19 protein-coding genes are annotated in these 20,340 nt (G+C 73.8%); 12 read left to right on the forward strand and 7 right to left on the reverse strand.

Annotated elements, in window-relative coordinates:
* Window positions 1–10: 10 nt before the first annotated feature.
* The 4 genes from ACFFIC_RS07515 to ACFFIC_RS07530 are packed head-to-tail and all read left to right on the forward strand — an operon-like array spanning window position 11 to window position 7,200.
* Entirely contained in the window at window positions 11–2,332 is a 2,322-nt protein-coding gene (locus ACFFIC_RS07515) for an ATP-binding response regulator (RefSeq protein ID WP_377049551.1), read from the forward strand.
* Between the two features lie 10 nt (window positions 2,333–2,342).
* The gene (cheB, locus tag ACFFIC_RS07520) at window positions 2,343–3,455 is read left to right on the forward strand and encodes a chemotaxis-specific protein-glutamate methyltransferase CheB (protein ID WP_377049552.1); all 1,113 of its coding nucleotides are present in this window, start codon (window positions 2,343–2,345) and stop codon (window positions 3,453–3,455) included.
* Window positions 3,452–5,191 (forward strand): ATP-binding protein, encoded by a 1,740-nt coding sequence (locus tag ACFFIC_RS07525; RefSeq protein ID WP_377049553.1) that lies wholly within the window; start codon window positions 3,452–3,454, stop codon window positions 5,189–5,191. The genes cheB and ACFFIC_RS07525 overlap by 4 nt, the downstream gene beginning before the upstream one ends.
* A complete protein-coding gene (locus ACFFIC_RS07530; protein ID WP_377049554.1) occupies window positions 5,188–7,200 on the forward strand; it encodes a response regulator in 2,013 nt (670 codons plus the stop codon). Before ACFFIC_RS07525 ends, ACFFIC_RS07530 begins: the two co-directional genes overlap by 4 nt.
* A gap of 16 nt (window positions 7,201–7,216) precedes the next feature.
* Here the strand turns inward: ACFFIC_RS07530 and ACFFIC_RS07535 are convergent, their stop codons facing one another.
* Entirely contained in the window at window positions 7,217–7,468 is a 252-nt protein-coding gene (locus tag ACFFIC_RS07535; RefSeq protein ID WP_377049555.1) for a hypothetical protein, read from the reverse strand.
* A gap of 265 nt (window positions 7,469–7,733) precedes the next feature.
* On the opposite strand from ACFFIC_RS07535, the gene ACFFIC_RS07540 reads away from it, so the two are divergent.
* From ACFFIC_RS07540 to ACFFIC_RS07555, 4 genes are read left to right on the forward strand one after another with little or no spacing between them, the layout of a single operon-like run.
* Window positions 7,734–8,858: a TRAP transporter substrate-binding protein gene (locus ACFFIC_RS07540; RefSeq protein WP_377049556.1), complete on the forward strand. Its 1,125-nt coding sequence runs from the start codon at window positions 7,734–7,736 to the stop codon at window positions 8,856–8,858.
* Between the two features lie 38 nt (window positions 8,859–8,896).
* Window positions 8,897–9,445, forward strand: coding sequence for a TRAP transporter small permease subunit (locus tag ACFFIC_RS07545; protein WP_377049557.1), 549 nt, complete (start codon window positions 8,897–8,899; stop codon window positions 9,443–9,445).
* 31 nt (window positions 9,446–9,476) lie between these two features.
* The gene (locus ACFFIC_RS07550; protein WP_377049558.1) at window positions 9,477–10,889 is read left to right on the forward strand and encodes a TRAP transporter large permease; all 1,413 of its coding nucleotides are present in this window, start codon (window positions 9,477–9,479) and stop codon (window positions 10,887–10,889) included.
* A gap of 4 nt (window positions 10,890–10,893) precedes the next feature.
* Window positions 10,894–11,547 carry a GTPase gene (locus ACFFIC_RS07555; protein ID WP_377049559.1) on the forward strand — a complete coding sequence of 218 codons (654 nt, stop codon included), beginning with the start codon at window positions 10,894–10,896 and terminating at the stop codon, window positions 11,545–11,547.
* Here ACFFIC_RS07555 and ACFFIC_RS07560 read toward each other — a convergent pair.
* Window positions 11,544–12,260: a hypothetical protein gene (locus tag ACFFIC_RS07560; protein WP_377049560.1), complete on the reverse strand. Its 717-nt coding sequence runs from the start codon at window positions 12,258–12,260 to the stop codon at window positions 11,544–11,546. The two genes, ACFFIC_RS07555 and ACFFIC_RS07560, sit on opposite strands and share 4 nt — an antisense overlap.
* Between ACFFIC_RS07560 and ACFFIC_RS07565 the strand changes: the two genes are divergently transcribed.
* Both ACFFIC_RS07565 and ACFFIC_RS07570 read left to right on the forward strand, forming a co-directional pair.
* The gene (locus ACFFIC_RS07565; RefSeq protein WP_377049561.1) at window positions 12,259–13,710 is read left to right on the forward strand and encodes a GTPase; all 1,452 of its coding nucleotides are present in this window, start codon (window positions 12,259–12,261) and stop codon (window positions 13,708–13,710) included. The genes ACFFIC_RS07560 and ACFFIC_RS07565 overlap by 2 nt on opposite strands.
* Before the next feature lie 32 nt (window positions 13,711–13,742).
* The gene (locus tag ACFFIC_RS07570) at window positions 13,743–14,684 is read left to right on the forward strand and encodes an NAD(P)-dependent oxidoreductase (RefSeq protein ID WP_377049562.1); all 942 of its coding nucleotides are present in this window, start codon (window positions 13,743–13,745) and stop codon (window positions 14,682–14,684) included.
* Window positions 14,685–14,693: 9 nt separating this feature from the next.
* Here the strand turns inward: ACFFIC_RS07570 and ACFFIC_RS07575 are convergent, their stop codons facing one another.
* Together ACFFIC_RS07575 and ACFFIC_RS07580 are read right to left on the reverse strand one after the other, a co-directional pair.
* The gene (locus ACFFIC_RS07575; protein ID WP_377049563.1) at window positions 14,694–15,659 is read right to left on the reverse strand and encodes a Bug family tripartite tricarboxylate transporter substrate binding protein; all 966 of its coding nucleotides are present in this window, start codon (window positions 15,657–15,659) and stop codon (window positions 14,694–14,696) included.
* A gap of 62 nt (window positions 15,660–15,721) precedes the next feature.
* Window positions 15,722–16,540, reverse strand: a complete 819-nt coding sequence (locus ACFFIC_RS07580) for an aspartate dehydrogenase (protein WP_377049564.1) — start codon at window positions 16,538–16,540, stop codon at window positions 15,722–15,724.
* 168 nt (window positions 16,541–16,708) lie between these two features.
* Here ACFFIC_RS07580 and ACFFIC_RS07585 point away from each other — a divergent pair, with 168 nt between their 5' ends.
* Window positions 16,709–17,116: a response regulator gene (locus ACFFIC_RS07585; protein ID WP_377049565.1), complete on the forward strand. Its 408-nt coding sequence runs from the start codon at window positions 16,709–16,711 to the stop codon at window positions 17,114–17,116.
* A 32-nt stretch (window positions 17,117–17,148) separates the two neighbouring features.
* Here the strand turns inward: ACFFIC_RS07585 and ACFFIC_RS07590 are convergent, their stop codons facing one another.
* Entirely contained in the window at window positions 17,149–17,982 is an 834-nt protein-coding gene (locus tag ACFFIC_RS07590) for an aldo/keto reductase (protein ID WP_377049566.1), read from the reverse strand.
* A gap of 102 nt (window positions 17,983–18,084) precedes the next feature.
* On the opposite strand from ACFFIC_RS07590, the gene ACFFIC_RS07595 reads away from it, so the two are divergent.
* On the forward strand, window positions 18,085–18,729 hold the full coding sequence (locus ACFFIC_RS07595) for a hypothetical protein (protein ID WP_377049567.1): 645 nt from the start codon (window positions 18,085–18,087) through the stop codon (window positions 18,727–18,729).
* On the opposite strand, the gene ACFFIC_RS07600 is transcribed toward ACFFIC_RS07595, so the two are convergent.
* Both ACFFIC_RS07600 and ACFFIC_RS07605 read right to left on the reverse strand, forming a co-directional pair.
* Entirely contained in the window at window positions 18,682–19,425 is a 744-nt protein-coding gene (locus tag ACFFIC_RS07600; RefSeq protein WP_377049568.1) for a TVP38/TMEM64 family protein, read from the reverse strand. The genes ACFFIC_RS07595 and ACFFIC_RS07600 overlap by 48 nt on opposite strands.
* Complete coding sequence (locus tag ACFFIC_RS07605) at window positions 19,422–20,240, reverse strand: glycosyltransferase family 2 protein (RefSeq protein WP_377049569.1); 819 nt, start codon at window positions 20,238–20,240, stop codon at window positions 19,422–19,424. The genes ACFFIC_RS07600 and ACFFIC_RS07605 overlap by 4 nt, the downstream gene beginning before the upstream one ends.
* Between the last annotated feature and the right edge of the window lie 100 nt (window positions 20,241–20,340).

Consider the following 20,340-nt stretch of genomic DNA (forward strand, 5'->3'; position numbering starts at 1 on the left):
CGCCCCGGGCATGTCCGATTTCAGGGCGGAGCTGCTGGCGGCCTTCGCCGCCGAGCACCGCGAGCACCTCGCCGCCATCCGCGCCGCCCTCGCGGCCGAGGACGCGGAGGGGAGCGCGACGCTCGGCCCCGCCACCCTCCGCGACGTCTTCCGCCGCGCCCATTCCCTCAAGGGCGCCGCCCGCGCCGTGGACCTCGCGGGGCTGGAGGCCGTGGCCCACCGGCTGGAAACCCTGCTGGCCCAGGCCGGAGAAGACGCGGGCGGGGCCGATGCCCGCCTGCCCGCTCCCTTCGTGGCCCTGCTGCACCGCGGCCTGGACGCCATCGAGGCCCAGGCGGCCGCCATGGAGGCGGGCGCGCCCCTGCCGCCGCTGGAGGCGGTGCTGGCCGCGCTGGACGGCGCGCCGGTGGCCAGCCCCTCCGCGCCTCCGCCCGGCACGGCACCGCCGCCGTCCCTCCCGCCCGAGGCCGCTCCTCCGGCCACCCCACCGGCCACCCCACCGGCTACCCCACCGGCTACCCCACTGGCCGCCGAGGCGCTCCCGCCCGAAAGCCACCTCCGCGTGGAAGGCGCCCGCGTCGAGCGCCTTTCCGCCGCCACCGCCCGGCTGAGGGCCTTGCTGGGCCGCCAGGACACCACCGCCGCGCTCCGCGCCCTTGAGGCCGAGCTGCGCGCGCTTCGCCGCAGCTGGGACGGGCTGCGCGCCGCCCTTCCCGCCGCCGCGGATTCCGCCGCCGGTTCCGCCCTGGCCCCGCGCCTGCGCGGCTTCGAGGCGGCGCTGGGCGAGGCCGCCCGCCGCGCCGCCGGCCTTTCCCGCGCGGCGCGGAACGACGGCGACGCCATTGCCCGCGCCGCCACCGCCCTGGGCGACGAGGTGGAGGCCATCGCCCTCGTGCCCGCCGCCGGCGTGCTTGGCCCGCTCGCCGCCGCCGCGCGCGAGATGGCGCGCGAGGCCGGGCGGGAGATCACGGTCCGCACCGAGGGGCTGGAAACCCAGGCCGAGCGCCGCGTGCTGCAGGCCCTGAAGGACCCGGTGCTCCACCTTCTGCGCAACGCGATCGGCCACGGCGCCCCGCGCGAAACCCCGCATGGCGTCGCCCGGACCGAGATCGGCCTCCGCGTCGCCGCGGCCGAAGGGGGGCTGACCGTCACCGTCTGGGACAACGGCCCCGGCCCGGACCTCGCGGCCATCGAGGCGACGGCGATCCGCCGGAACCTGCTGCCCGCCCGCGCCCCCGGCGCCGCGCCGCCTTCCGCCGAGGCGCTCCTGGCCCTGGTGTTCGAGCCGGGCTTCTCCACCGCGCCCGCCGTTGACGAGCTTTCCGGCCGCGGCATGGGGCTTTCCGTGGTGGCGGAAGCGGCCATGGCCCTGCACGGCGCCGCGGCGCTGCGCCCCCGCGCCACGGGGCCAGGCGCCGAGGTGGTGATCGCACTTCCCCCCTCCACCGGCCGCCGCCCCTTGCTGCTGGTGGAGGCGGGCGGCCAGGTGCTGGCGCTGCCGGGCAGCACGGCCCTCGTCACCGTCGGCCCCCTGCTCCGCCTGGATGCCGGGGCGATGGCGACCGCCGGGGGGCGCCCGGCCGCGCGCCTGCCGCTCGCGGGCGGCGAAGCCCTGGTGCCCGTGCTTCCCCTCGCCACCCTGCTCGGCCGGCCGGAGGACCCGCCGGGCGCGGGGCACGTTCCTGGTCTCAGCGCAGGCGCCGGCCCTGGTCCGGTGCCCGCCGTGCTGGTCGCGCGCGGCGCCAGCCGCCTGGTCCTCACCGTGTCCGCCCTGCTGGACGCCCGCAGCCTGGTGGTGACGGAGGTGGACGCGCCCGGCCTGGACACCGCGCTCATCTCCGGAGCCGCCCTGCTGGAGGGCGACGCGGTGGCGCTGGTGCTGCGGCCGGACGGGTTGCTGGACCGCGGGCTGCGGGCCGCCGCCGCCGGCCGCCCGGCCCCGCTTCCGGCGCCGGCCGCCTCGCGCAGCACCGTGCTGGTGGTGGACGACAGCATCACCACCCGCACGCTGGAGCGCAGCATCCTGGAGGCCGGCGGCTACCGCGTGCAGCTGGCCGTGGACGGGGCGGACGCGCTCAACTCCCTGCGCGGTCCCGGCGCGGCGGTTGACCTGGTCCTCGCGGATGTGGAAATGCCGGTCATGGATGGGTTTGGCCTGCTGGAGGCGATCAGGGCGGACGCGGCCCTCTCGGGATTGCCGGTGATCCTCATGACGTCGCGCGACAGCCCCGGAGACGTGCAGCGCGGCATGGAGCTGGGCGCCAACGCCTACCTGACCAAGCAGGGCTTCGACCAGCAGGCCCTGCTGGCCGCCATCGCCCAGCTGATCTGATGCCGAACCGATGCGCCCCCACCCGGCGGCCGAGGCCCCTGCCCTGACTGGCACCACCACCACCGGACCCGTGCGCGTGATGATCGTCGAGGACAGCACGGTGGTGCGCCGGCTGCTCTCCCACATCGTTTCGCGCGATCCCAGGCTGGAGCTGGCCGCCGCCGTCGCCTCGGCGGAGGAGGGGCTGGCGGAGCTGGGGCGGGTGAGGCCCGATGTGATCTCCATGGACATCCGCCTGCCCGGGCTGGACGGGCTGGAGGCGACGCGCCGCATCATGGCCGAGCGCCCCACCCCCATCGTGGTGATCGCCGATGCGGTGGAGGAACGCGGCCTCCACATCTCCATGAACGCGCTGCGCGCCGGGGCGCTGACCGTGGTGGAGAAGCCCCTCGGCCCTGGCCGCGAAGGATGGGAGGCCGCGGCGGAGGCCATCTGCACCCAGCTTTTCATCATGAGCCAGGTGCCGGTGATCCGGCAGCGCGCGGGCATCGCCGCCCCGCCCGCGCGCCGCGCGGCCGGCGGCACCCCGCCCCTCCGCCCGCTCATGGTCGGGATCGCCGCCTCCACCGGCGGCCCGCCGGCCCTCGCCCGCGTGCTCGGCGCCCTGCCCGCCGACTTTCCCGTCCCGGTGCTGCTGGTGCAGCACATGGGAGCGCCCTTCATGGAGGGCTTCGCCGCCTGGCTCGATGGCCTGGTCGCGCCCCGTGTGGCCATCGCCGCCGACGGCGAGCGCCCGCGGCCCGGCCATGTCCATGTCGCCCCGGGGGACCGCCACCTGTCGCTGACCACCGGCGGGCTGATGCGGGTGAGCGCCGACCCGCCGGCCGGCGGCCAGCGGCCCGCGGCCGACGTGCTGTTCGGCAGCATGGCCCAGGTGCTCGGGGCCCGGGCCATGGGGGTCCTCCTCACGGGCATGGGCGAGGACGGGGCGCGCGGGCTGCTCGCCATCCATCGCGGCGGCGGAACCACCCTGGCCGAGGACGAGACGACGGCGGTGGTGTATGGCATGCCCGCGGCGGCGGCGCGTCTAGGCGGGGTTTCGGCCGCGCTGCCGCTTGACCGCATCGGCCCACGCCTCCTCAGGGTGGCCGGGGGAGCAGTGGGAGCAACGGACGGACGGTGAGCGCCGGGACGGCTTGGCAGGACGCGGGCGAGGCCCCGCGCATCCTGCTCGTCGAGGATTCCGAGACCCAGGCCCTCCAGCTCCGCCGGATGCTGGAAGGGGAGGGATTCGCCGTCACCCGCGCCGGCACCGCCGAAGGGGCGCTGGAGGCCCTGAACGGCCCCCTGCCCGCCCTGGTGATCGCCGACTACCACCTGCCCGGCATCAACGGGGACGAGCTGGTGCGCCGCATACGCCTCAACGTCCGCGCCCGCGCCCTGCCCGTGCTGATGCTCACCGACGCGGAGGGCGGCGCCCACGGCGGCGACCTGGAGCGCCAGGGGCTGGAAAGCGGCGCGGATGCCTATGCCCCGAAATCCGCCGGGCGGGAGCTGATCCTGCTCCGCCTGCGCGCCCTCCTGCGCCGCGGCGCCGGCGAGGGCGAGGGTGGGGCCGATTCCCCCGGCGCGGGGTTCCGCCGCGCGCGCCTGCTGCTGGTCGATGACGGCCAGACCCACCGGCTCTGGCTCGCCGGGCTGCTGGCCGCCGATGGCGACAGCGTGGAAACCGTGGGCAGCGGGGAAGCGGACGCCGCCGCCGCCCGCGCGGGCGACCCTTGGGACGGCGTGCTGGTGAACCTGGCGGGCAAGGGGCCGGAAGCGCTCGACCTGCTGCGCCGGCTGGATGCGCTGCGCCAGGAAGGCGCGGGGTTTCGCATCGTGGCGCTGGACGGCGCCCGCGCCGCGCCCGTCGCGGCCTTCGAGGCGGGGGCCGACGACGTGCTGCCCGCCGAGGCAGGGGCCGAGGCCATCCGCCTGCGGGTGCGCGCCCTGGTGCGCCGCAAGCTGCTGCGCGAGGAGAACCGGCGCATCGAGGACGCCATGCGCCAGCGCCTGCGCGAGGTGGAGCGCGCCCGCGCCGAGGCCGCCTCGGCCGAGGCCCGCGCCGCCCTCTCGGGCGCCCTCGCCCGCGCCAACGCCGAGCTGGAATCGACCAACCACGCGCTCCGCGACACCCAGGGCAAGCTGGTGCAGGCTGCCAAGATGGCATCGCTGGGAGAGCTGGTGGCGGGCATCGCGCACGAGATCAACAACCCGCTGGCCTTTATCCTGGCCCACCAGGGCACGGTGTCGCGCCTGCTGGCCCAGGTGGCGCCGCGCGTCACCGGCGACGCCGAGTCGGCACGCGCCCTGGAAAAGGCCACGGCGCGCGCCGACTCGATGGCCATGGGGCTGCGCCGCATCCAGGATCTCGTGCAGAACCTCCGCAAGTTCTCCCGCCTCGAGGAAGCCGGTGCGCAGGAGGTGGACGTGCCGGAGGCGATCGGCACCGTTCTGGTGCTGCTGACCCATAAGCTGTCCGACCGCATCGTGGTGGAGCGCGACCTGGCCGCGCCGCGCATCCTGCGCTGCTCCCCCGCGCTGCTGAACCAGGTGGTGATGAACGTGGTGGGCAACGCGGCCGACGCGATTGAGGGGGTAGGGCGCATCCGCGTCGCCACCCGGCAGGATGGCGAGGACTATGTGATCGAGGTCAGCGACACCGGCCCGGGCGTGCCCGAGGCCATCCGCGCCCGGATCTTCGAGCCCTTCTTCACCACCAAGCCCGTCGGCTCCGGCACCGGGCTGGGCCTTTCCATCGCCTATGCCGTGGTGCAGGCCCATGGCGGCAGCATCGCCGCGGACGGCGCCTGCTGGGCCGGCGGCGGCGGCGGGGCCCGCTTCACCATCCGCGTGCCGCTGGAGCGCGCCCCTTGAACGACGGAGTGGCGAGCGACCGCGCGGGTCATGAGGGCAGCACCAACGAGCCGCGCGGCGGCGAGGACCTGGTGCGCGGACCGGACGGTGCCCCGGGCCATGTTGTGGGCGAGGTTGCCGACGGCTCGGCGGGCCGCCCGGACCGCCGCGTCCGCCCCACGGTGCTGGTGGTGGACGACGAGGCCGAGATCCTGACCGCGCTGACGGACCTCCTGGAGGAGCAGTTCGAGGTCGTCGCCACCACGCGCCCCGAGGACGCGCTGCAACGGCTGGCGGAGGGCCTGCGCCCGGCCGTCATCCTGTCCGACCAGCGCATGCCCGGCCTGACCGGCGACGTCTTCCTGGAACGCGCCCGCGCCCATTCGGACGCCGAGGCCCTGCTGCTGACCGGCTATGCCGAGCTGGACGCCGTGGTGGGGGCGCTGAACCGGGGCCGGATCGCCGGCTATTCCGCCAAGCCCTGGGAACCGGCCGCGCTGCTGGCCATGGTCGGCTCCGCCCGCGACCGCTACGACCTGCGCCGCGCCCTGGAGACCGAGCGCGCCCTGATGCGCGGCCTGCTGGAGAACCTGCCCGAGCAGCTTTCCTTCAAGGATGGCCAGGGACGCTTCCTTCGCCTGAACGCCGCCAAGGCCGCGGCCCTCGGCGCCACGGTCGCGGCCTGCCTCGACCGGCGCGAGGAGGAGTTCCTGTCGCCGGCCGAGGCCGAGCGGCTCGCCGAGGCCGAGCGCGCCGTCCTGGCCGGGGGTGCGCAATCCGGGCTGACCCAGTCCCCCGCGGGGCCGGGCGGTGCCCCGCGCTGGCTCCAGGTCACCCGCGCGTCGCTGGGAGGCGGCCTTCTGGTCACGGTCGAGCGCGACGTGACGGAAGCTCACCGCATGGAGGCCAGGCTGCGCCAGGCCGACAAGATGCAGGCGCTGGGCACCATGGCGGGCGGCGTGGCCCATGACTTCAACAACCTGCTGACCGCCATCCTCGGCAGCCTGCAACTGGCGGGAAAGCGGGTGGGGGACGAGCCCGGCCTGCTCCGGCTGATGCGCAACGCCACCATGGCGGCCGAGCGCGGCTCCGCCCTCACGCGGCGCCTGCTTTCCTTTTCCCGCCAGAACGATCTGGCGCCGCGGACCGTGTCGGTGAACCGGCTGATCCTCGGGATGGGGGACCTGCTGGCCCGCACGCTGGGCGCTCCGGCGGGCGGCACGCTGGAGCTGCGGCGGGCGCTGGCGGCCGATCCCGGCACGGCCCGCGTGGATCCCGACCAGCTGGAGCTGGCGCTGATCAACCTCTGCATCAACGCGCGCGATGCCATGTCCGCCGGAGGAACCATCACCCTGTCCACCGCGAACGCCGCGGTGCGCGCGGATGAAATCCCCGATCTGGCCGCCGGCGACTACGTGCGGATCGCGGTGGAAGACACCGGCAGCGGCATGGCCCCCGAGGTTCTGGCCCGCGTGCTCGAGCCCTTCTTCACCACCAAGGAGGTCGGCAAGGGCACGGGCCTGGGCCTGCCCATGGTTTACGGGCTGGTGCGCCAGTCCGGCGGTGGGCTGACCATCGACAGCGCGCCCGGCGAGGGCACGCGGATCAGCCTTTACCTTCCGGCGGGCGAGGCCGAGCCGGAACACGAGTCTCCCGAGGAGGGCGACACCGCCCGCGCCCGCATCCCCGCGCGGATCCTGGTGGTGGACGACGACAGCACCGTGCGCGAGGTCACGGCCGGCTTCCTGGCCGATCTTGGCCACGAGACGGTGGAGGCGGCCGATGGCGCCACGGCGCTGCGGCTGCTGGAAACCGATCCCGGCCTGCGGCTGATGGTGGCCGATTTCGCCATGCCGCGGATGAACGGCGCCGAGCTGTCGGCCCGCGCGCGGGCGATCCGGCCGGGGCTGCCGATCCTGCTGGTCACCGGCTACGCGGAACTGGCGACCTTGGCCTCCGACATCCCCGTGCTCCACAAGCCCTACCGCCAGTCCGAGCTGGCGGAGAAGGTGGCGGCGCTTCTGGGCTGAGCGCGGCGCCCGGCCTTCAGCCCGGAAAGGCGTCCTGGCCGCCGCCGGGCCACTGCTGCGCCTGGGCATCGCCCCGCGGCAGCGCCGCGCCGGCCAGGGCCGCGATCTCCCGCAGGGCGGCAAGGGTGAGCGGAACCTGGGTGATCGCGCCGCCGTCGCCCAGCAGGTGCAGGGAGACCCCGGACGGGCCCTGCATCAACGCCGCCGACTGGATGGGCGGCAGCGAGGCGGGCTGGCGGGACGCCGGGGCGGGGTTGTGTGCTGGCATGGGCGGGAGCCTTTTCCTGGGCCGGGCGGGGTGCCGGGTCTTCCGGCCCGCACAGCTTTCCCGGCGTGGCGTAAAGAAAAGGTGAACATCATTCCGATGCACAAATAATGATCATCGCCGCATGAGCCGGGTGCGAAAGACGAAGCCACATTGATCCGTTGCAATATCCCAACGCCGCATCGCCGCTAGGCAGCGGCCCTGGGGACGTTTAAGGGGCGATGGGAACGCCCGCACGCGACGGGCCCAGAGGGAGACGAATAATCCGATGAACCGACGCCGTTTCGTCGCGGGGGCGCCCCTGGCCGCCGCCGCGGCCACCACGCTCGCGGCCCCCGCCATCGCCCAGACCGCCCCCGAACTCCGGTGGCGCATGGCATCTTCGTTCCCGAAGAGCCTGGATACGATCTATGGCGCCGGTGAGCACGTGGCCAAGCGCGTCGCCGCGCTGACCGACGGCAAGTTCCAGATCCGCGCCTTCGCCGCGGGCGAGATCGTTCCCGCCTTCGGCACGGTGGACGCCGTGCAGCAGGGCACCATCGAGTGCGCCCACACCGCATCCTATTACTTCGTCGGCAAGGACCCGACCTTCGCTTTTGATGGCACCGTGCCCTTCGGCATGAACTTCCGCCAGCTCAACGCCTGGCTGAACGCCGGCGGCGGGCACGAGGTGATGCGCGAGTTCTTCGAGGGCTACAACATCGTCTCCCTGCAGGCCGGCAACACCGGCGCGCAGATGGGCGGCTGGTTCCGCAAGGAAATCCGCACCGTCGATGACCTGAAGGGGCTGAAGTTCCGCATCGGCGGCTTCGCCGGCAACGTCATCCAGAAGCTCGGCTCGGTGCCGCAGCAGATCGCGGGCGGCGACATCTACGCCTCGCTCGAGCGCGGAACGATCGACGCCGCCGAGTGGATCGGGCCCTATGACGACGAGAAGCTCGGCTTCAACCGCGTCGCGCCCTACTACTATTACCCGGGCTGGTGGGAAGGCGGGCTGAACCTGTCGCTCCACATCAACAAGGCCAAGTACGACGAGCTTCCCGCCCTCTACAAGGATGCGCTGAACAGCGCCTGCCGCGACGCCACGATCGAGACGATCGCCAAGTACGACGCCCAGAACCCGCCCGCGCTGCGCCGCCTGCTCGCCAACGGCACCCAGCTCCGCGCCTTCCCGCGCGAGGTGATGCAGGCCTGCTACCGCGCGACCTTCGAGCTTTACGACGAGACCGCGGCCACCAATCCGCGCTTCAAGAAGGTGTACGACCACTTCAAGGCGTTCCGCGACACCCAGCTCCAGTGGTTCCGCGTGGCCGAGAACTCCTATGACAGCTTCGTCTACCTGATGCAGGCGCAGGAGCAGCAGGCTCCGGCGGTGGGCCAGCCCCGCCGCTGAGGCCGGGCGGCCGGACAATCCGAGGGATACGAGTGACGATGAAGCCCCTGCTCGCCTTCAGCCGGGTCGTGGACAGCGTGAACGCGATGTTCGGCCGCGCGGCGGACTGGATGACGTTGCTGGCCTGCGCGATCAGCGCCGGCAACGCCACGGTGCGCTACGGCATCTCCTACTCATCCAATGCCTGGCTGGAGGTGCAGTGGTACCTCTTCGCCGGCATGGTGATGCTGGGGGCTTCCTACACCCTGTTCCGCAACGAGCACGTCCGGGTGGACATCGTCTACGGCAACCTCGGCCAGCGCGCCCGCCTCTGGGTGGACATCCTGGGCATCATCGTCTTCCTCATGCCCGCCATGGTCCTGCTGGCTTGGATGACCTGGCCGTTCTTCCTGGACAGCTGGCAGCGGGGGGAAGGCAGCCAGAACGCGGGCGGCCTGATCCGCTGGCCGGTGAAGCTGATCCTGCCGCTGGGCTTCGCGCTGATCGCCCTCCAGGGCCTGTCGGAGCTGATCAAGCGCATCGCGCTGCTGCGTGGCCTCAAGCCCGCCAGCGAGGCCGTGGTCGATTACGAGCGGCCGCTCCAGTGACCCACCAGACCCTGACCGGACGATCCTACCCATGAACGCGGACTATATGCCGCCGCTGATGTTCGGCGGCCTGGTGGTGTTCCTTCTCATCGGCTTCCCCGTGGCCTTCTCCCTGGCCGCGGTGGGGCTGTTCTTCGGCTTCATCTCCATCGAGCTCGGCTTCTTCACCACCGCCTATCTGGGCAACCTGCCGCTGCGCGTCTTCGGCACGCTGTCCAACGACCTGCTGCTCTCCATCCCCTTCTTCACCCTCATGGGCGCCATCCTGGAGCGCTGCGGGCTGGCCGAGGACCTGCTGGAAGGCACGGGGCAGCTCTTCGGCAAGATCCCGGGCGGGCTGGCCTACGCGGTGATCCTCGTGGGCGCCGTGCTGGGCGCCATCACCGGCACGGTCGCGGCCTCGGTGATCGCCATGGGCATGATCTCCCTGCCGATCATGATCAAGTACGGCTACGACATGCGCATCGCGACGGGCGTCATCGCGGCGTCCGGCACGATCACGCAGCTCATCCCGCCGTCCCTCGTGCTGATCGTGCTGGGCGACCAGCTCGGGCGCTCGGTGGGCGACATGTACGCGGGCGCGATCGGCCCCTCGATCCTGCAGATCGTGCTGTTCATCCTGTTCATCATGGGCGTCTCCATCTTCGCGCCCCACAAGGTCCCGCCCCTGCCGGACGAGGCGCTGGGCACCCGCGGCTGGCCGCTGATCTGGCGCGTGGCCAAGGGCATGGTGCCCTCCATCGTGCTGATCTTCCTCGTGCTCGGCACCATCTTCATGGGGCTCGCGACGCCGACGGAAGCCGGCGCCATGGGCGCGGTCGGCGCGGTGGTCCTGGCCATCGCCAACGGCCGCTACACCTGGGCGCTGCTGCGCGAGGCCATGGGCAACACCATGCGCATCACCGCCATGGTGATCTTCATCCTGCTCGGCGCCACCGTGTTCTCGCTGGTGTTCCAGGGGGTGGATGGCGGGCTGTGGCTGGAGCACATGATGTCGGGCGTGCCGGGCGGGCAGGTCGGCTTCCTGATCTTCGTCAACGTTTTCGTCTTCTTCCTGGCCTTCTTCCTCGACTTCTTCGAGATCGCCTTCATCATCGTGCCGCTGCTGGCGCCGGTCGCCGCCAAGCTCGGCATCGACCTGGTGTGGTTCGGCGTGCTGCTCTGCATCAACCTCCAGACCAGCTTCATGCACCCGCCCTTCGGCTTCGCCCTGTTCTACCTGCGCGGCATCGCGCCGAAGTCGGTGCTCTCGCGCGACATCTACTGGGGCGCGATCCCCTGGCTGCTGCTGCAGGTGGTGCTGGTGGGCGTGGTGATCCTGTGGCCGGAAAGCGTCACCTACTGGATCGACAAGGGCACCGGCGTGGACCCCAGCACCGTCCGCATCGAGGTGCCGATGCCCGACATGGGCGAGGACGAGGCCCCGCCGATCAACTTCCGCTAAGAGCATGGCCGGTTTGCTGGGCAAGGCCTGGGGGGCGCTTCGCGGCGCCGTCCCGGGCCTTTTCCGTTCGGGCACCGCCGCGCCCGACTGGGCGGCGGGACGCGGGCGCATCCTCCTCGTCGGGCCCACCGGTGCCGGCAAGAGCACGCTGGTGAACGCCATCCTGGGCGAGGGCACCGCCCCGGCCGGGGCCGGCGCGCCGATGACCGGCAGCACCACCTGGCACGGCAAGGATTCCCCCCTCCCCCTGGCGCTGGGCGACACGCGCGGCCTGGAGGCGGCGGAAAGCGCGGCCCAGGTCGCCGCCTTCGAGGCCTCCCTCGGTGCCCTTCCCCCCGAACGCCGCCCGCACCTGGTCTGGCTCGTGATCAACGCGGAAGGCGGGCGCGCCTTCGCCGGCACGGGCACGCTGGCGGCGCTGGGCGCCTCGCTCCGGGCCGCCACCATTCCCTGCCTGGTGGTGCTGACCCATGCCGAGCCGGGCGAGGCGGCCCATGCGCGGCTGCGCGCCCGCATCGCGGGGACCATGCCGGGCACGCCGGTCGCCGCCGTGAACAGCCGGCCCCTGCTGGGGGAGGACGGCACGGTGCTGCTGCCAGCGCACGGAACCGAGGAGCTGCTGGCCCTGTCCCGCCCCTTCCTGCCGGAACCGCCCTAGGGTGCCATGCCGCTGCCACGGAAGGGCAGCATCAGCAGCTCGTACCAGGCCATGTGCGCGACGCCGTAGAGCCCGGCCTTCCACATGAGCGCCGAGCGGAAGCCGAACATCACCACCAGCATCGGCAGCAGGCCCAGCGCCGCCGTCCACAGCAGTTCCCGCCGCACCGGCTTGCCCAGCGCGTCGGCCAGGGCCAGGGCCACCCGGTCCCGGTCGTCCTGATAGACGATCCGCGCCGCCCGCAGGCCGAGGCGCGGGATCAGGGAGGCGGCGCGGCCGATCTCCTCCATCTTGGTTTCAAGCAGCGTGATCGCGTGGCGCGCGAGGACGAACAGCGCGAAGCGGAACACCGGCGCGCCGCGCAGCAGGAACAGCGCCCGCGCCAGCGGCCAGGTGGAAACCAGCCCGCGCGCGAAGTGCACGAGGTACCACATGAGCACCACGCCCGCCCCCGCGATGGCCCAGGTGACGCTCGGCAGATAGGGTGCCACCGCGGCCAGCACGAAGAAGATCGCGGTGACGGAGATGGCAACCAGCGCCTCCCCGGCCACGTAGCGGAACACGGCGTTCCCGATAAAGGCCTCCACCGCCGGCTCCAGCTCGGCCGCGAGCTCCGCCTCGCTGCCCGCGAGAAGGGCGGCTATCAGGGAGGCGCTGCCTCCCTCATTCGAGGGGGGGTGGAGGCCGGGCGGGTTTTCGAGGGAGACGGACATGCTGGGCAGACTCGTCGGGATGGTCTGGCAGCCCGTCAAGGCCGACCCGATCGACATCGCGCTCGATCACGCCCGCCGGGCGGTGGCCGGCGGCGACCCGCTGCCCCTGCTGCTGCTCTGCACCACGGCCGAGCGGGGGGAGATCGCCACCGCCGCCAGCCTGCCCGATCCCGGCCCGCTGCCGCTCGCCACCGCGCTGCGCCCCCTGCTGGTGGAGGGCGCCGACGCCCCGCCGAACCTTCTCGCGCTGCTGACGGCGCTGCGCGTGCGCAAGCTCTCGGCGCTGGGCGACAAGGCCGCGGTGGTGCGCGGCTTCACCCGCCCGGCGCCCCGGCGCGGCAGCTGGGTGGGCCGCCTGCTCGGCCGCGGCACCACATTGCTGGACGACGCGGTGGGCACCATTCCCGGGGTGGAGGAGCGGCTGGCCGGGATGCAGCGATGCAACGTGCTGCTGGCGGGGCGCTCGGGCGCGGGCAAGAGCACCCTGGTGAACGCGGTGTTCGGCCGCGTGGTGGCCCAGGCCGGCGAAGGCGCCCCGGTTTCCACCGCCGCCACCTGGTACCGTCATCCCTGCGCCCCCCTGCACCTGGCCGACACGCGCGGGCTGGAGCCCGGGGCCTACCGCGAGACACGGGAGGCGGTGGAGGCGGAGCTGACCCGCCTCGCCACCCTGCCCGAGGAGGAGCGCCTCCATGTCGCCTGGCTCTGCGTCGACGCCGCGGGGGAGCGGGTGGAGCCCGCCGACCAGGACCTGGCCCGCCTGCTGGCGCGGGGGGGCGTGCCGGTGATCCTGGTGCTGACCAAGGCCTGGGGGGAGGACCGGCTGTCGGAGGCCGCGCGCGCCCTGGTGCCCGAGGCGAGCGCCGTTCTCCGGGTGGTGGCCGCCCCCCGCCTGTTCCCCGGCGGCGCGCGCGTGGAGGCGCGGGGTCTGGAGGAGCTGGTGGAGGCCACCGTCGCCGCCCTGCCCAAGGGCCGGCGCGCGGCGGCGGCGGCGGCCAACCTGGTAGCCCTCGCGCCGAAGATCGCGGAAGCGGAGGCCGCCATCGCCGCCCATGCCCGGGTCGCCGCCGCGCTGTCCGCCACCCCCATCCCGCTGGCGGACACCGCCATCCTGTTCGGCCTTCAGGCCAAGATGATCGTGGACGTCACGGTGCGCATGGGCACCCCGGCCGAGGAGATGCCGCTGAAGGCCATCGCCGCCGCCCTGATCGGCCCGGCCGCGGCGGGGGTGGGTGGGCGCGTGGCGGCGCGGGCTTTCGGCACCCTGCTGAAGTTCATCCCCGGCCTGGGCAGCATCGCCGGCGGGGCGGTGAACGCGGCCCTCGCCTATGGGCTGACCACCGCCCTCGGGCAGGCCTATCTCGCCTTTCTCAAGGACCGGTGGGCCGTGTTGCAGAGCCCGCCGACCCTGCAGGAGGTGGTGGCCTTCCTCGGCCGCTTCCGGGGGTAGCGCGGGGCCCGCGGAAGGGGGAACCTCGCGGCATGAAGCCCCTGGTCCTCCTCGCCCCCCGCATGCCCGCGCCCTTCGAGGCCCGCCTGCGGGACCGCTTCACCCTGCTCGGCCCCATGCAGTCGGCCGATGCGGCGGACCTGCCGCCGGGGGCGGAGGCGGCGCGGGCGCTGGTGACGCTGGGCAGCCTCGGCGCCGGGGCCGCGCTGATCGCGGCCCTTCCGGCGCTCGAGGTCATCTGCTGCTACGGCACGGGCTTCGAGGGCGTGGACCGCGCCGCCGCCGCCGCGCGCGGCATCGCCGTCACCAATGCCGGGGAGGCCAACGCCGAGACGGTCGCGGAATTCGCCATGGGCGCCGCGCTCGCCATTGGCCGCCGCATCGCGGAAGGGGACCGCTACGTGCGGGCGCGCCGCTGGCGCGGCAACGCGGTGGAGCGCCTGCCCATGGTGCAGGGCCTCTTCGGCCGGCGCCTGGGCATCTACGGGCTGGGGGCCATCGGCCGGCGCATCGCCGCGCGCGGGGCCGCCTTCGGCATGGAGATCGGCTACCACAACCGGCGCCCGGCGGAAGGGGTGGGCCACGCCTGTCTTCCCAGCCTGCACGCCCTGGCCGAATGGTCGGACGTGCTGATGGTGTCCGTGCGCGCGGGGCCGGAGAACCGGCACGCCGTGGATGCCGCCATCCTCGCGGCGCTGGGTCCGGGCGGCTTTCTGGTGAACATCGCGCGCGGCAGCGTGGTGGACACCGCCGCCCTGTGCGACGCGCTGGAGGGCGGGGCCATCGCCGGCGCCGCGCTGGACGTGTTCGAGAACGAGCCGGAGATCCCCGAGCGCCTGCGCGTGCTGGAGAACGTGGTTCTGACCCCCCACATCGCCGCCTTCGCCGCCTCCGCGCAGGCCGCGCAGCAGGACATGGTGATGGCGAACCTGGACGCCTTCTTCGCCGGGCGGCCGCTGGTCAGCCCGGTCTGAGGGCGGCGGTCAGGTCACGGTGATCCCGGCCTCACGGATCACCCGCTCCCACTTGTCGATCTCGCCGCGCAGAAAGGCCGCGCTTCCGGCGGGCGTGCTGTCGTCCACCACCTCCATGCCCTGCCCCTCCAGCGTGCGGCGGACCTCCGGACGGAACAGGATGCGGTTCACCGCCGCGTTCAGCGCGCCCACCACCTCGGGCGGCATCCCGGCGGGGCCGAGCACCATGTGCCAGGTGAAGGATTCGTACCCCGGCAGCGTTTCCGCCACCGCCGGCAGGTCCGGGAAGCGCGGGGAGCGCTGCGCCGCCGTGATCGCCAGCCCGCGCATCTGCCCCTTCTCGATGAAGGGCATCCCGCTGGAGATCACGTCCACCATCATGGACACCGTGCCGTTCAGCAGGTCCGGCATGGCGGCGGTGGAGCCGCGATAGGCCACGTGGTTCACCCGGAGCTTGCCCGCCATGGACAGCATCAGCTCCGTCGCCAGGTGGATCGAGCCGCCGTTGCCGTTGCTGGCGTAGTCGTACGTGCCGGGATGGTCCCGGAACAGCGCCAGGAGCTCCGGCAGGTCGCGCGCCGGCAGGGCGGGGTTGACCATCACCACGTTGTGGATGCGGCCCAGATGGGCCACCGGCTGGAAGTCCGCCACGGGGTCGAAGGGAATGTTCGGGAACAGCGCACGCGCCACCGCGTGCCCCACGGTGGTGTAGAGCAGCGTGTGCCCGTCCCGCGACTTCGCCACGGCGTCGCTGGCCACGATCACGCCCGAGCCCGTGCGGTTCTCCACCACCACGCGCTGCCCCAGCGCCTGCCCCAGTTCATCCGCCAGCAGCCGGGCCGGCAGGTCCGTCGGCCCGCCGGCGGTGAAGGGCACGAGCATGCGGATCGGCTGGGACGGCCAGGCGCGCTGCGCCAGGGCGGGGCGCGCCAGCAGCGGCAGGGAAGCCGCCGAGAGAAGGGTCCGGCGATGCATGATGGGTCTCCGTTCGCGCGTGTCGTCCAGGCGGGTGCCTGGCGGCGGCCAGGCCCTGCAAGTCAGGTGCCGACCCGGAGCGGCGCCCCCATCTTGCGCAGGCAGGCCACCACCGAGAGCGCGGTGATCCGCCCCGTCTTCGGGTTCTCGCTCGGGATGTTCTCGATCGACATGGAGAAGCTGGCAGAGTCCGCCTCCACCTCGATGCGGTGCGTGTTGCGGGTCAGCGCCGGGTCCGCCCAGATCTCCAGCTCCGTCCGGTCCGGCCCGATCCCGGCCAGCGACAGCGCGACAGCCACGTTCAGGTTCGCCGGGAAGCCGATCGCCGCCTCGCGCGGGGTGCCCTTGAAGACGCGCAGCGGCTCGCGGATGTCGGCGATGGCGATGTTGTTCTCCACCAGGTAGGGGGCGCCCACGAGGCCGCGCACGGGCTTGCGCGTCACCATCCGCACGGAATGGATCACCCCCTCGGCGGCGGCGGCCACGGCGTCCAGCCCGATCAGCGCGCCGGTGGGCACGGTGATCTGCCCGCCGCCCTCCCGCGCCAGCGCGATCAGGTGCTCCGCCCGGAGCAGCGCCCCGGCACTCAGCACGACCACCCCCTTGCCCGCCCGCAGGAAGGGCGCGGCGATGTCGGGCAGAAGGGCTGCCGGCGCGGCCTCCACCACGATGTCGGCCAGCGGCTCCAGCTCCTCCACCGGCACCACGGGAACAGGGTGCGCCACGGCCCGGGCCAGGCGGGCGCGCGCGCCCTCGATGTCGCGGGCCGAGACGGCGGCGAGCGTGCAGCCGGGAAGCCCGGCCTCCAGCGCCGCCACCACCGCCATGCCCACGGCGCCCAGGCCTGCGACGGCCACGCGCAACGGCGCCCTGCTGGTCATGCGTTGATTCCCTCACGGTTGAGCCCGCAGGGAAGCCACTCTCCGGGGCGTTCCGCAACCCGTGCCCCCCGCCATTGACGAGCGGCAGGAAGCCACCATCTCCGTCAATTAAACGCCACCGTGGCTAACATTTGACGTTCGCCGGCGTTGATCGGGCCGGAGGTTCCGATGACTTTGCCTGAACCGGCGTTCGACGTGGTGGTGCTGGAAGACGATGACCTCGTGCGCGATGTCCTGACGGACATCATCGAGGCCGAGGGCTTCGCGGTGCGCGCCGCGACCAATGCCGGGGATGCGCTGGCCCAGATCGCCTTCAGCGCCGGATGCACCCTGCTGCTGACCGACATCGACCTCGGCCCCGGCCTGGACGGCTTCGCCGCCGCCCGCGCCGCGCAGGAGCAGCACCCCGGCCTTCCCGTGATCTATCTGACCGGCCGTCCCTCCCACGGGAACAACCGCGAGTTCGGGCCGCGGGAACGCTTTCTCCGCAAGCCCTTCCGCACGCGGGAGCTGGTGGATGCCATGCGCAGCCTGGGCGTGAACCCGCCCACCCCCACCGCCCTGCCGGGCGACTGAGGGCTCAACCCTCCTCCGCCGCCGGGCAGCCGCTACAGCATGGCCAGCGCGACCTTTCGCCGCGGCGGCGGGAAGGCATCGTCCAAGGCGCGCAGGTCATCCTCCGACAGCACGATCTCCCGCGCGGCGGCGTTCTCGCGCAGATGGGCGGGGTCGCTGGCCTTGGGGACGGCGATCACCCCTTCCCGCCGGAGCACGAAGGCGAGCGCGATCGCCGCCGGCCCCACGCCGTGCCGCCCGGCGAGCGAGCGCAGCGCCGCGTTGCGCAGCAGCCGCCCGCCCTGCCCCACCGGCGAATAGGCCATCACCGGCATGCCGCGATCCCCGCAGAAGGGCAGCAGGTCGTATTCCGGCCCCCGTGCCTCCAGGCTGTAGAGCACCTGATCCGCCGCGCAGGCCGGAAGCGCCGCTCCCAGCTCCCCGAGGTCGTCGACATCGAGGTTGGAGACGCCCCAGCGGCGGATCTTTCCCGCCTCCACCAGCCGCCCGAAGGCCTCCACCGTTTCCGCCAACGGCACTCCGCCGCGCCAGTGGAGCAGGTAGAGGTCGATCGCCTCCACCCCCATCCGGCGCAGGCTCGCCTCGCAGGATTTCGCCATGCGCCCGCGGGAGGCGTTCTGGGGATACACCTTGCTGACCAGGAAGGCCTCGTCCCGGCGGCCCTCCACGGCCATGCGGACCACCTCCTCCGCCCCGCCATCGGCGTACATCTCGGCCGTGTCGATCACCCGCAGCCCGAGCTCCAGGCCCAGCCGCAGCGCGTTCGCCTCCGCCTGACGGTCCGCGCCGCGCTCCCCCATGTGCCAGGTGCCCTGGCCGAGCGCGGGAACCTCCGTGCCGTCGGGAAAGCGGATGGTGCGGGGCATGGGCGGGTCCTTTCTCGGGGCAGCCGGCATGAAACGGCGGCCGGGCCCGGTGGTCACGCGATCGCGGGAAGCGGCGGCGCGAAAGGCGTGCGAAGCTGGGGCATGTTCCGGCCCCTCGTCATCCTCGGCCTCCTGATGGCGGCCGCCCCCGCCGCCGCGCAAGGCCGCCCGCCCGCGCCCGGCGCCACCGAGGGCTTCGGCCCCTGGCTGCTGTCCTGCGCGACCGACCGCATGACGGACCGCGCGGAATGCCGGATGCTCCACGCGCGCCCGGTCCAGCCGGCCTCCCCCGGCCTCGCCCCCCTGGCGCTGGAGGTTGCCGAGCGGAACGGCCGCCTCGTGCCGGTGGTCACGGCCCGCGACCTGTCGCTGGAGGGCGCCGCGCGCGGGGCGCTGGCGCTGGCGGGCACGGTGCAGCTCCGCTTTCCGCCGAACCGCCTGTTCGACATGCCCTGCGGCCTGGAAGCGCTGTCCCTGGTCTGCGCCCCGCGCGAGGCGGACCTTTCCCGCGCGGCGGCCGAGCTTCCGCTCGCGGGCGGCGTGCTGGTCAGGGTCGGCGGCCTGCTGGTGCCCGATGCCCAGGCCATGCGGGAACCCGTGGAGCTGAGCCTGTCGGACACGCCGGCCGCGCTGGCCCGCTTCCGCCAGCGCCAGCCCGAGGGCAGCGCCCCGCCGCCCCAGCCGGCGGGCCTGCTGGACCTACGCGACGTGCTCTCGCGCCTGCTCGCCCTGTTCGGCGGTCCCTGAGCCGCCATCCTCCCCCGGCGGCTCCCGCCGCAGCAGCCAGGCCCCGAGCGCGACCGACACGGCGAACAGCCCACCCCCGAGCGCGAGCTGCGCGGTCCGGTCCACCGCCACCCCGTTTCCCAGCAGCACGAACACCAGGGTCTGCGGCAGGTAGCCGATCGCCGATCCCGCCAGGAAGGGCAGCAGCCGCACGCCCGAGAGCCCGGCCAGGAGATTGAGCGCGAGGTTGTTGCCCACGGGCAGCAGGCGCAGCGCCAGGGTGGCACCGAAGGGGCGGGCCACCAGCCGGTCGTGCAGCGGCCGCAGGCGCCGCCCGAACCGGCCCCGCAGGCGGCGCGCCGCCCAATCCCGCCCCAGCAGCCGCGCCCAGCCGAAGGACACGGCGCAGCCCAGCAGCTGCGCCACCAGCGCCAGCGGGGTGCCCAGCAGGGCACCGAAGGCGTAGCCGCCGAGAAAGGCCACCGCCTGGCGCGGCAGCCCCGCCGCCGCCGCCGCCGCGCCCACCGCCAGGAACACGGCTTCCCCCCAGAGCCCCTGGCCACGGATCCAGTGGTCCACCCACTGCGTGCCCGCATCGCCCCCGGGGGCGAAGCCAAGGGTGCGGATGATCCAGCCCGCCAGGCCGAGCCCCACCGCCAGCAGCGCCATCCGGCCGGCCGAGGCCAGGCCGGGGCGGGTGGAGGCCGCGCCGCTCACACCCCAGGCCTGGCCGGCCGCGGCGCGGGCGCGTCCTCGGGCAGCAGGCGCGGCCGGGTCCAGCGCCGTTGCAGCCAGATCATCCCGAACAGGTCCACCACCCCCACCGCCAGCCGGTCCAGCGTGCCGTAGTTGGAGACGCCCCGCATGCGCGGGCGGTGCCCCACCGGCTCGCTCACCACCCGCCCGCCGCCGCGCAGCACCAGGGCGGGCAGGAAGCGGTGCATGTGGTCGAAATGCGGAAGCGCGAGAAACAGGTCGCGCGGGAACACCTTCAGTCCGCAGCCGGTGTCGGGGGTCGCATCCCCCAGCAGGCGCGCGCGCACCCGGTTGGCCACCCGGCTGGTGAAGCGCTTGGTGGCCGTGTCCTTGCGGGTGGTGCGCCAGCCCGCGACCAGCGTGTCCGCCCCTTCCTGCCTGGCCCGCGCCCAGAGGCGCGGGATGTCCGCCGGGTCGTTCTGCCCGTCGCCGTCCAGGGTGGCGATCCAGGGCGCCCGCGCCGCCCGCACCCCCGTCACCACGGCCGCGGACTGCCCGCAGGAGGTGGCGTGGCGCAGCAGCCGCACGGCGCCGCTCCCCCGGGCCAGGCGCACCGCCCCGGCGGTTTCGTCGGTCGAGCCGTCGTCCACGTAGAGGATCTCGTGCGGCACCCCCTCCAGGGCCGCCGTGATCTCGGCGACCAGGGGCGCGATGTTGGGCGCCTCGTTCCGCACGGGCACCACAACGCTGATGGCCGGGCTGGCCCCCGCTTCGCCAGGGAGGCCGCCGGAGGGGCTGATCGAGGCGCCGCCGGGCGGGAAAAGGGGGAGGGACATCCGGCGGCGGGGGGTAGCAGGGGCCCGCGGACACGTCCAGCGCGGCCCGTCGGCGACACGGCCTCCCCCGCGCCGGCAGGTCCTGCCGTTGAAACGGCAT

It is taken from the genome of Muricoccus vinaceus (assembly GCF_042433125.1).
GTDB lineage: Bacteria > Pseudomonadota > Alphaproteobacteria > Acetobacterales > Acetobacteraceae > Roseomonas > Roseomonas vinacea.

What these genes read in the sequence shown, in the direction of transcription:
- ACFFIC_RS07595 (WP_377049567.1), top strand. Translation starts at nt 18,085, where the DNA reads ATGTTCCGGCCCCTCGTCATCCTCGGCCTCCTGATGGCGGCCGCCCCC.
- ACFFIC_RS07570 (WP_377049562.1), top strand. Translation starts at nt 13,743, where the DNA reads ATGAAGCCCCTGGTCCTCCTCGCCCCCCGCATGCCCGCGCCCTTCGAG.
- cheB (WP_377049552.1), top strand. Translation starts at nt 2,343, where the DNA reads ATGCGCCCCCACCCGGCGGCCGAGGCCCCTGCCCTGACTGGCACCACC.
- ACFFIC_RS07565 (WP_377049561.1), top strand. Translation starts at nt 12,259, where the DNA reads ATGCTGGGCAGACTCGTCGGGATGGTCTGGCAGCCCGTCAAGGCCGAC.
- ACFFIC_RS07550 (WP_377049558.1), top strand. Translation starts at nt 9,477, where the DNA reads ATGAACGCGGACTATATGCCGCCGCTGATGTTCGGCGGCCTGGTGGTG.
- ACFFIC_RS07545 (WP_377049557.1), top strand. Translation starts at nt 8,897, where the DNA reads ATGAAGCCCCTGCTCGCCTTCAGCCGGGTCGTGGACAGCGTGAACGCG.
- ACFFIC_RS07605 (WP_377049569.1), bottom strand. Translation starts at nt 20,240, where the DNA reads ATGTCCCTCCCCCTTTTCCCGCCCGGCGGCGCCTCGATCAGCCCCTCC.
- ACFFIC_RS07535 (WP_377049555.1), bottom strand. Translation starts at nt 7,468, where the DNA reads ATGCCAGCACACAACCCCGCCCCGGCGTCCCGCCAGCCCGCCTCGCTG.
- ACFFIC_RS07585 (WP_377049565.1), top strand. Translation starts at nt 16,709, where the DNA reads ATGACTTTGCCTGAACCGGCGTTCGACGTGGTGGTGCTGGAAGACGAT.
- ACFFIC_RS07560 (WP_377049560.1), bottom strand. Translation starts at nt 12,260, where the DNA reads ATGTCCGTCTCCCTCGAAAACCCGCCCGGCCTCCACCCCCCCTCGAAT.
- ACFFIC_RS07580 (WP_377049564.1), bottom strand. Translation starts at nt 16,540, where the DNA reads ATGACCAGCAGGGCGCCGTTGCGCGTGGCCGTCGCAGGCCTGGGCGCC.
- ACFFIC_RS07590 (WP_377049566.1), bottom strand. Translation starts at nt 17,982, where the DNA reads ATGCCCCGCACCATCCGCTTTCCCGACGGCACGGAGGTTCCCGCGCTC.
- ACFFIC_RS07555 (WP_377049559.1), top strand. Translation starts at nt 10,894, where the DNA reads ATGGCCGGTTTGCTGGGCAAGGCCTGGGGGGCGCTTCGCGGCGCCGTC.
- ACFFIC_RS07575 (WP_377049563.1), bottom strand. Translation starts at nt 15,659, where the DNA reads ATGCATCGCCGGACCCTTCTCTCGGCGGCTTCCCTGCCGCTGCTGGCG.
- ACFFIC_RS07515 (WP_377049551.1), top strand. Translation starts at nt 11, where the DNA reads ATGTCCGATTTCAGGGCGGAGCTGCTGGCGGCCTTCGCCGCCGAGCAC.
- ACFFIC_RS07540 (WP_377049556.1), top strand. Translation starts at nt 7,734, where the DNA reads ATGAACCGACGCCGTTTCGTCGCGGGGGCGCCCCTGGCCGCCGCCGCG.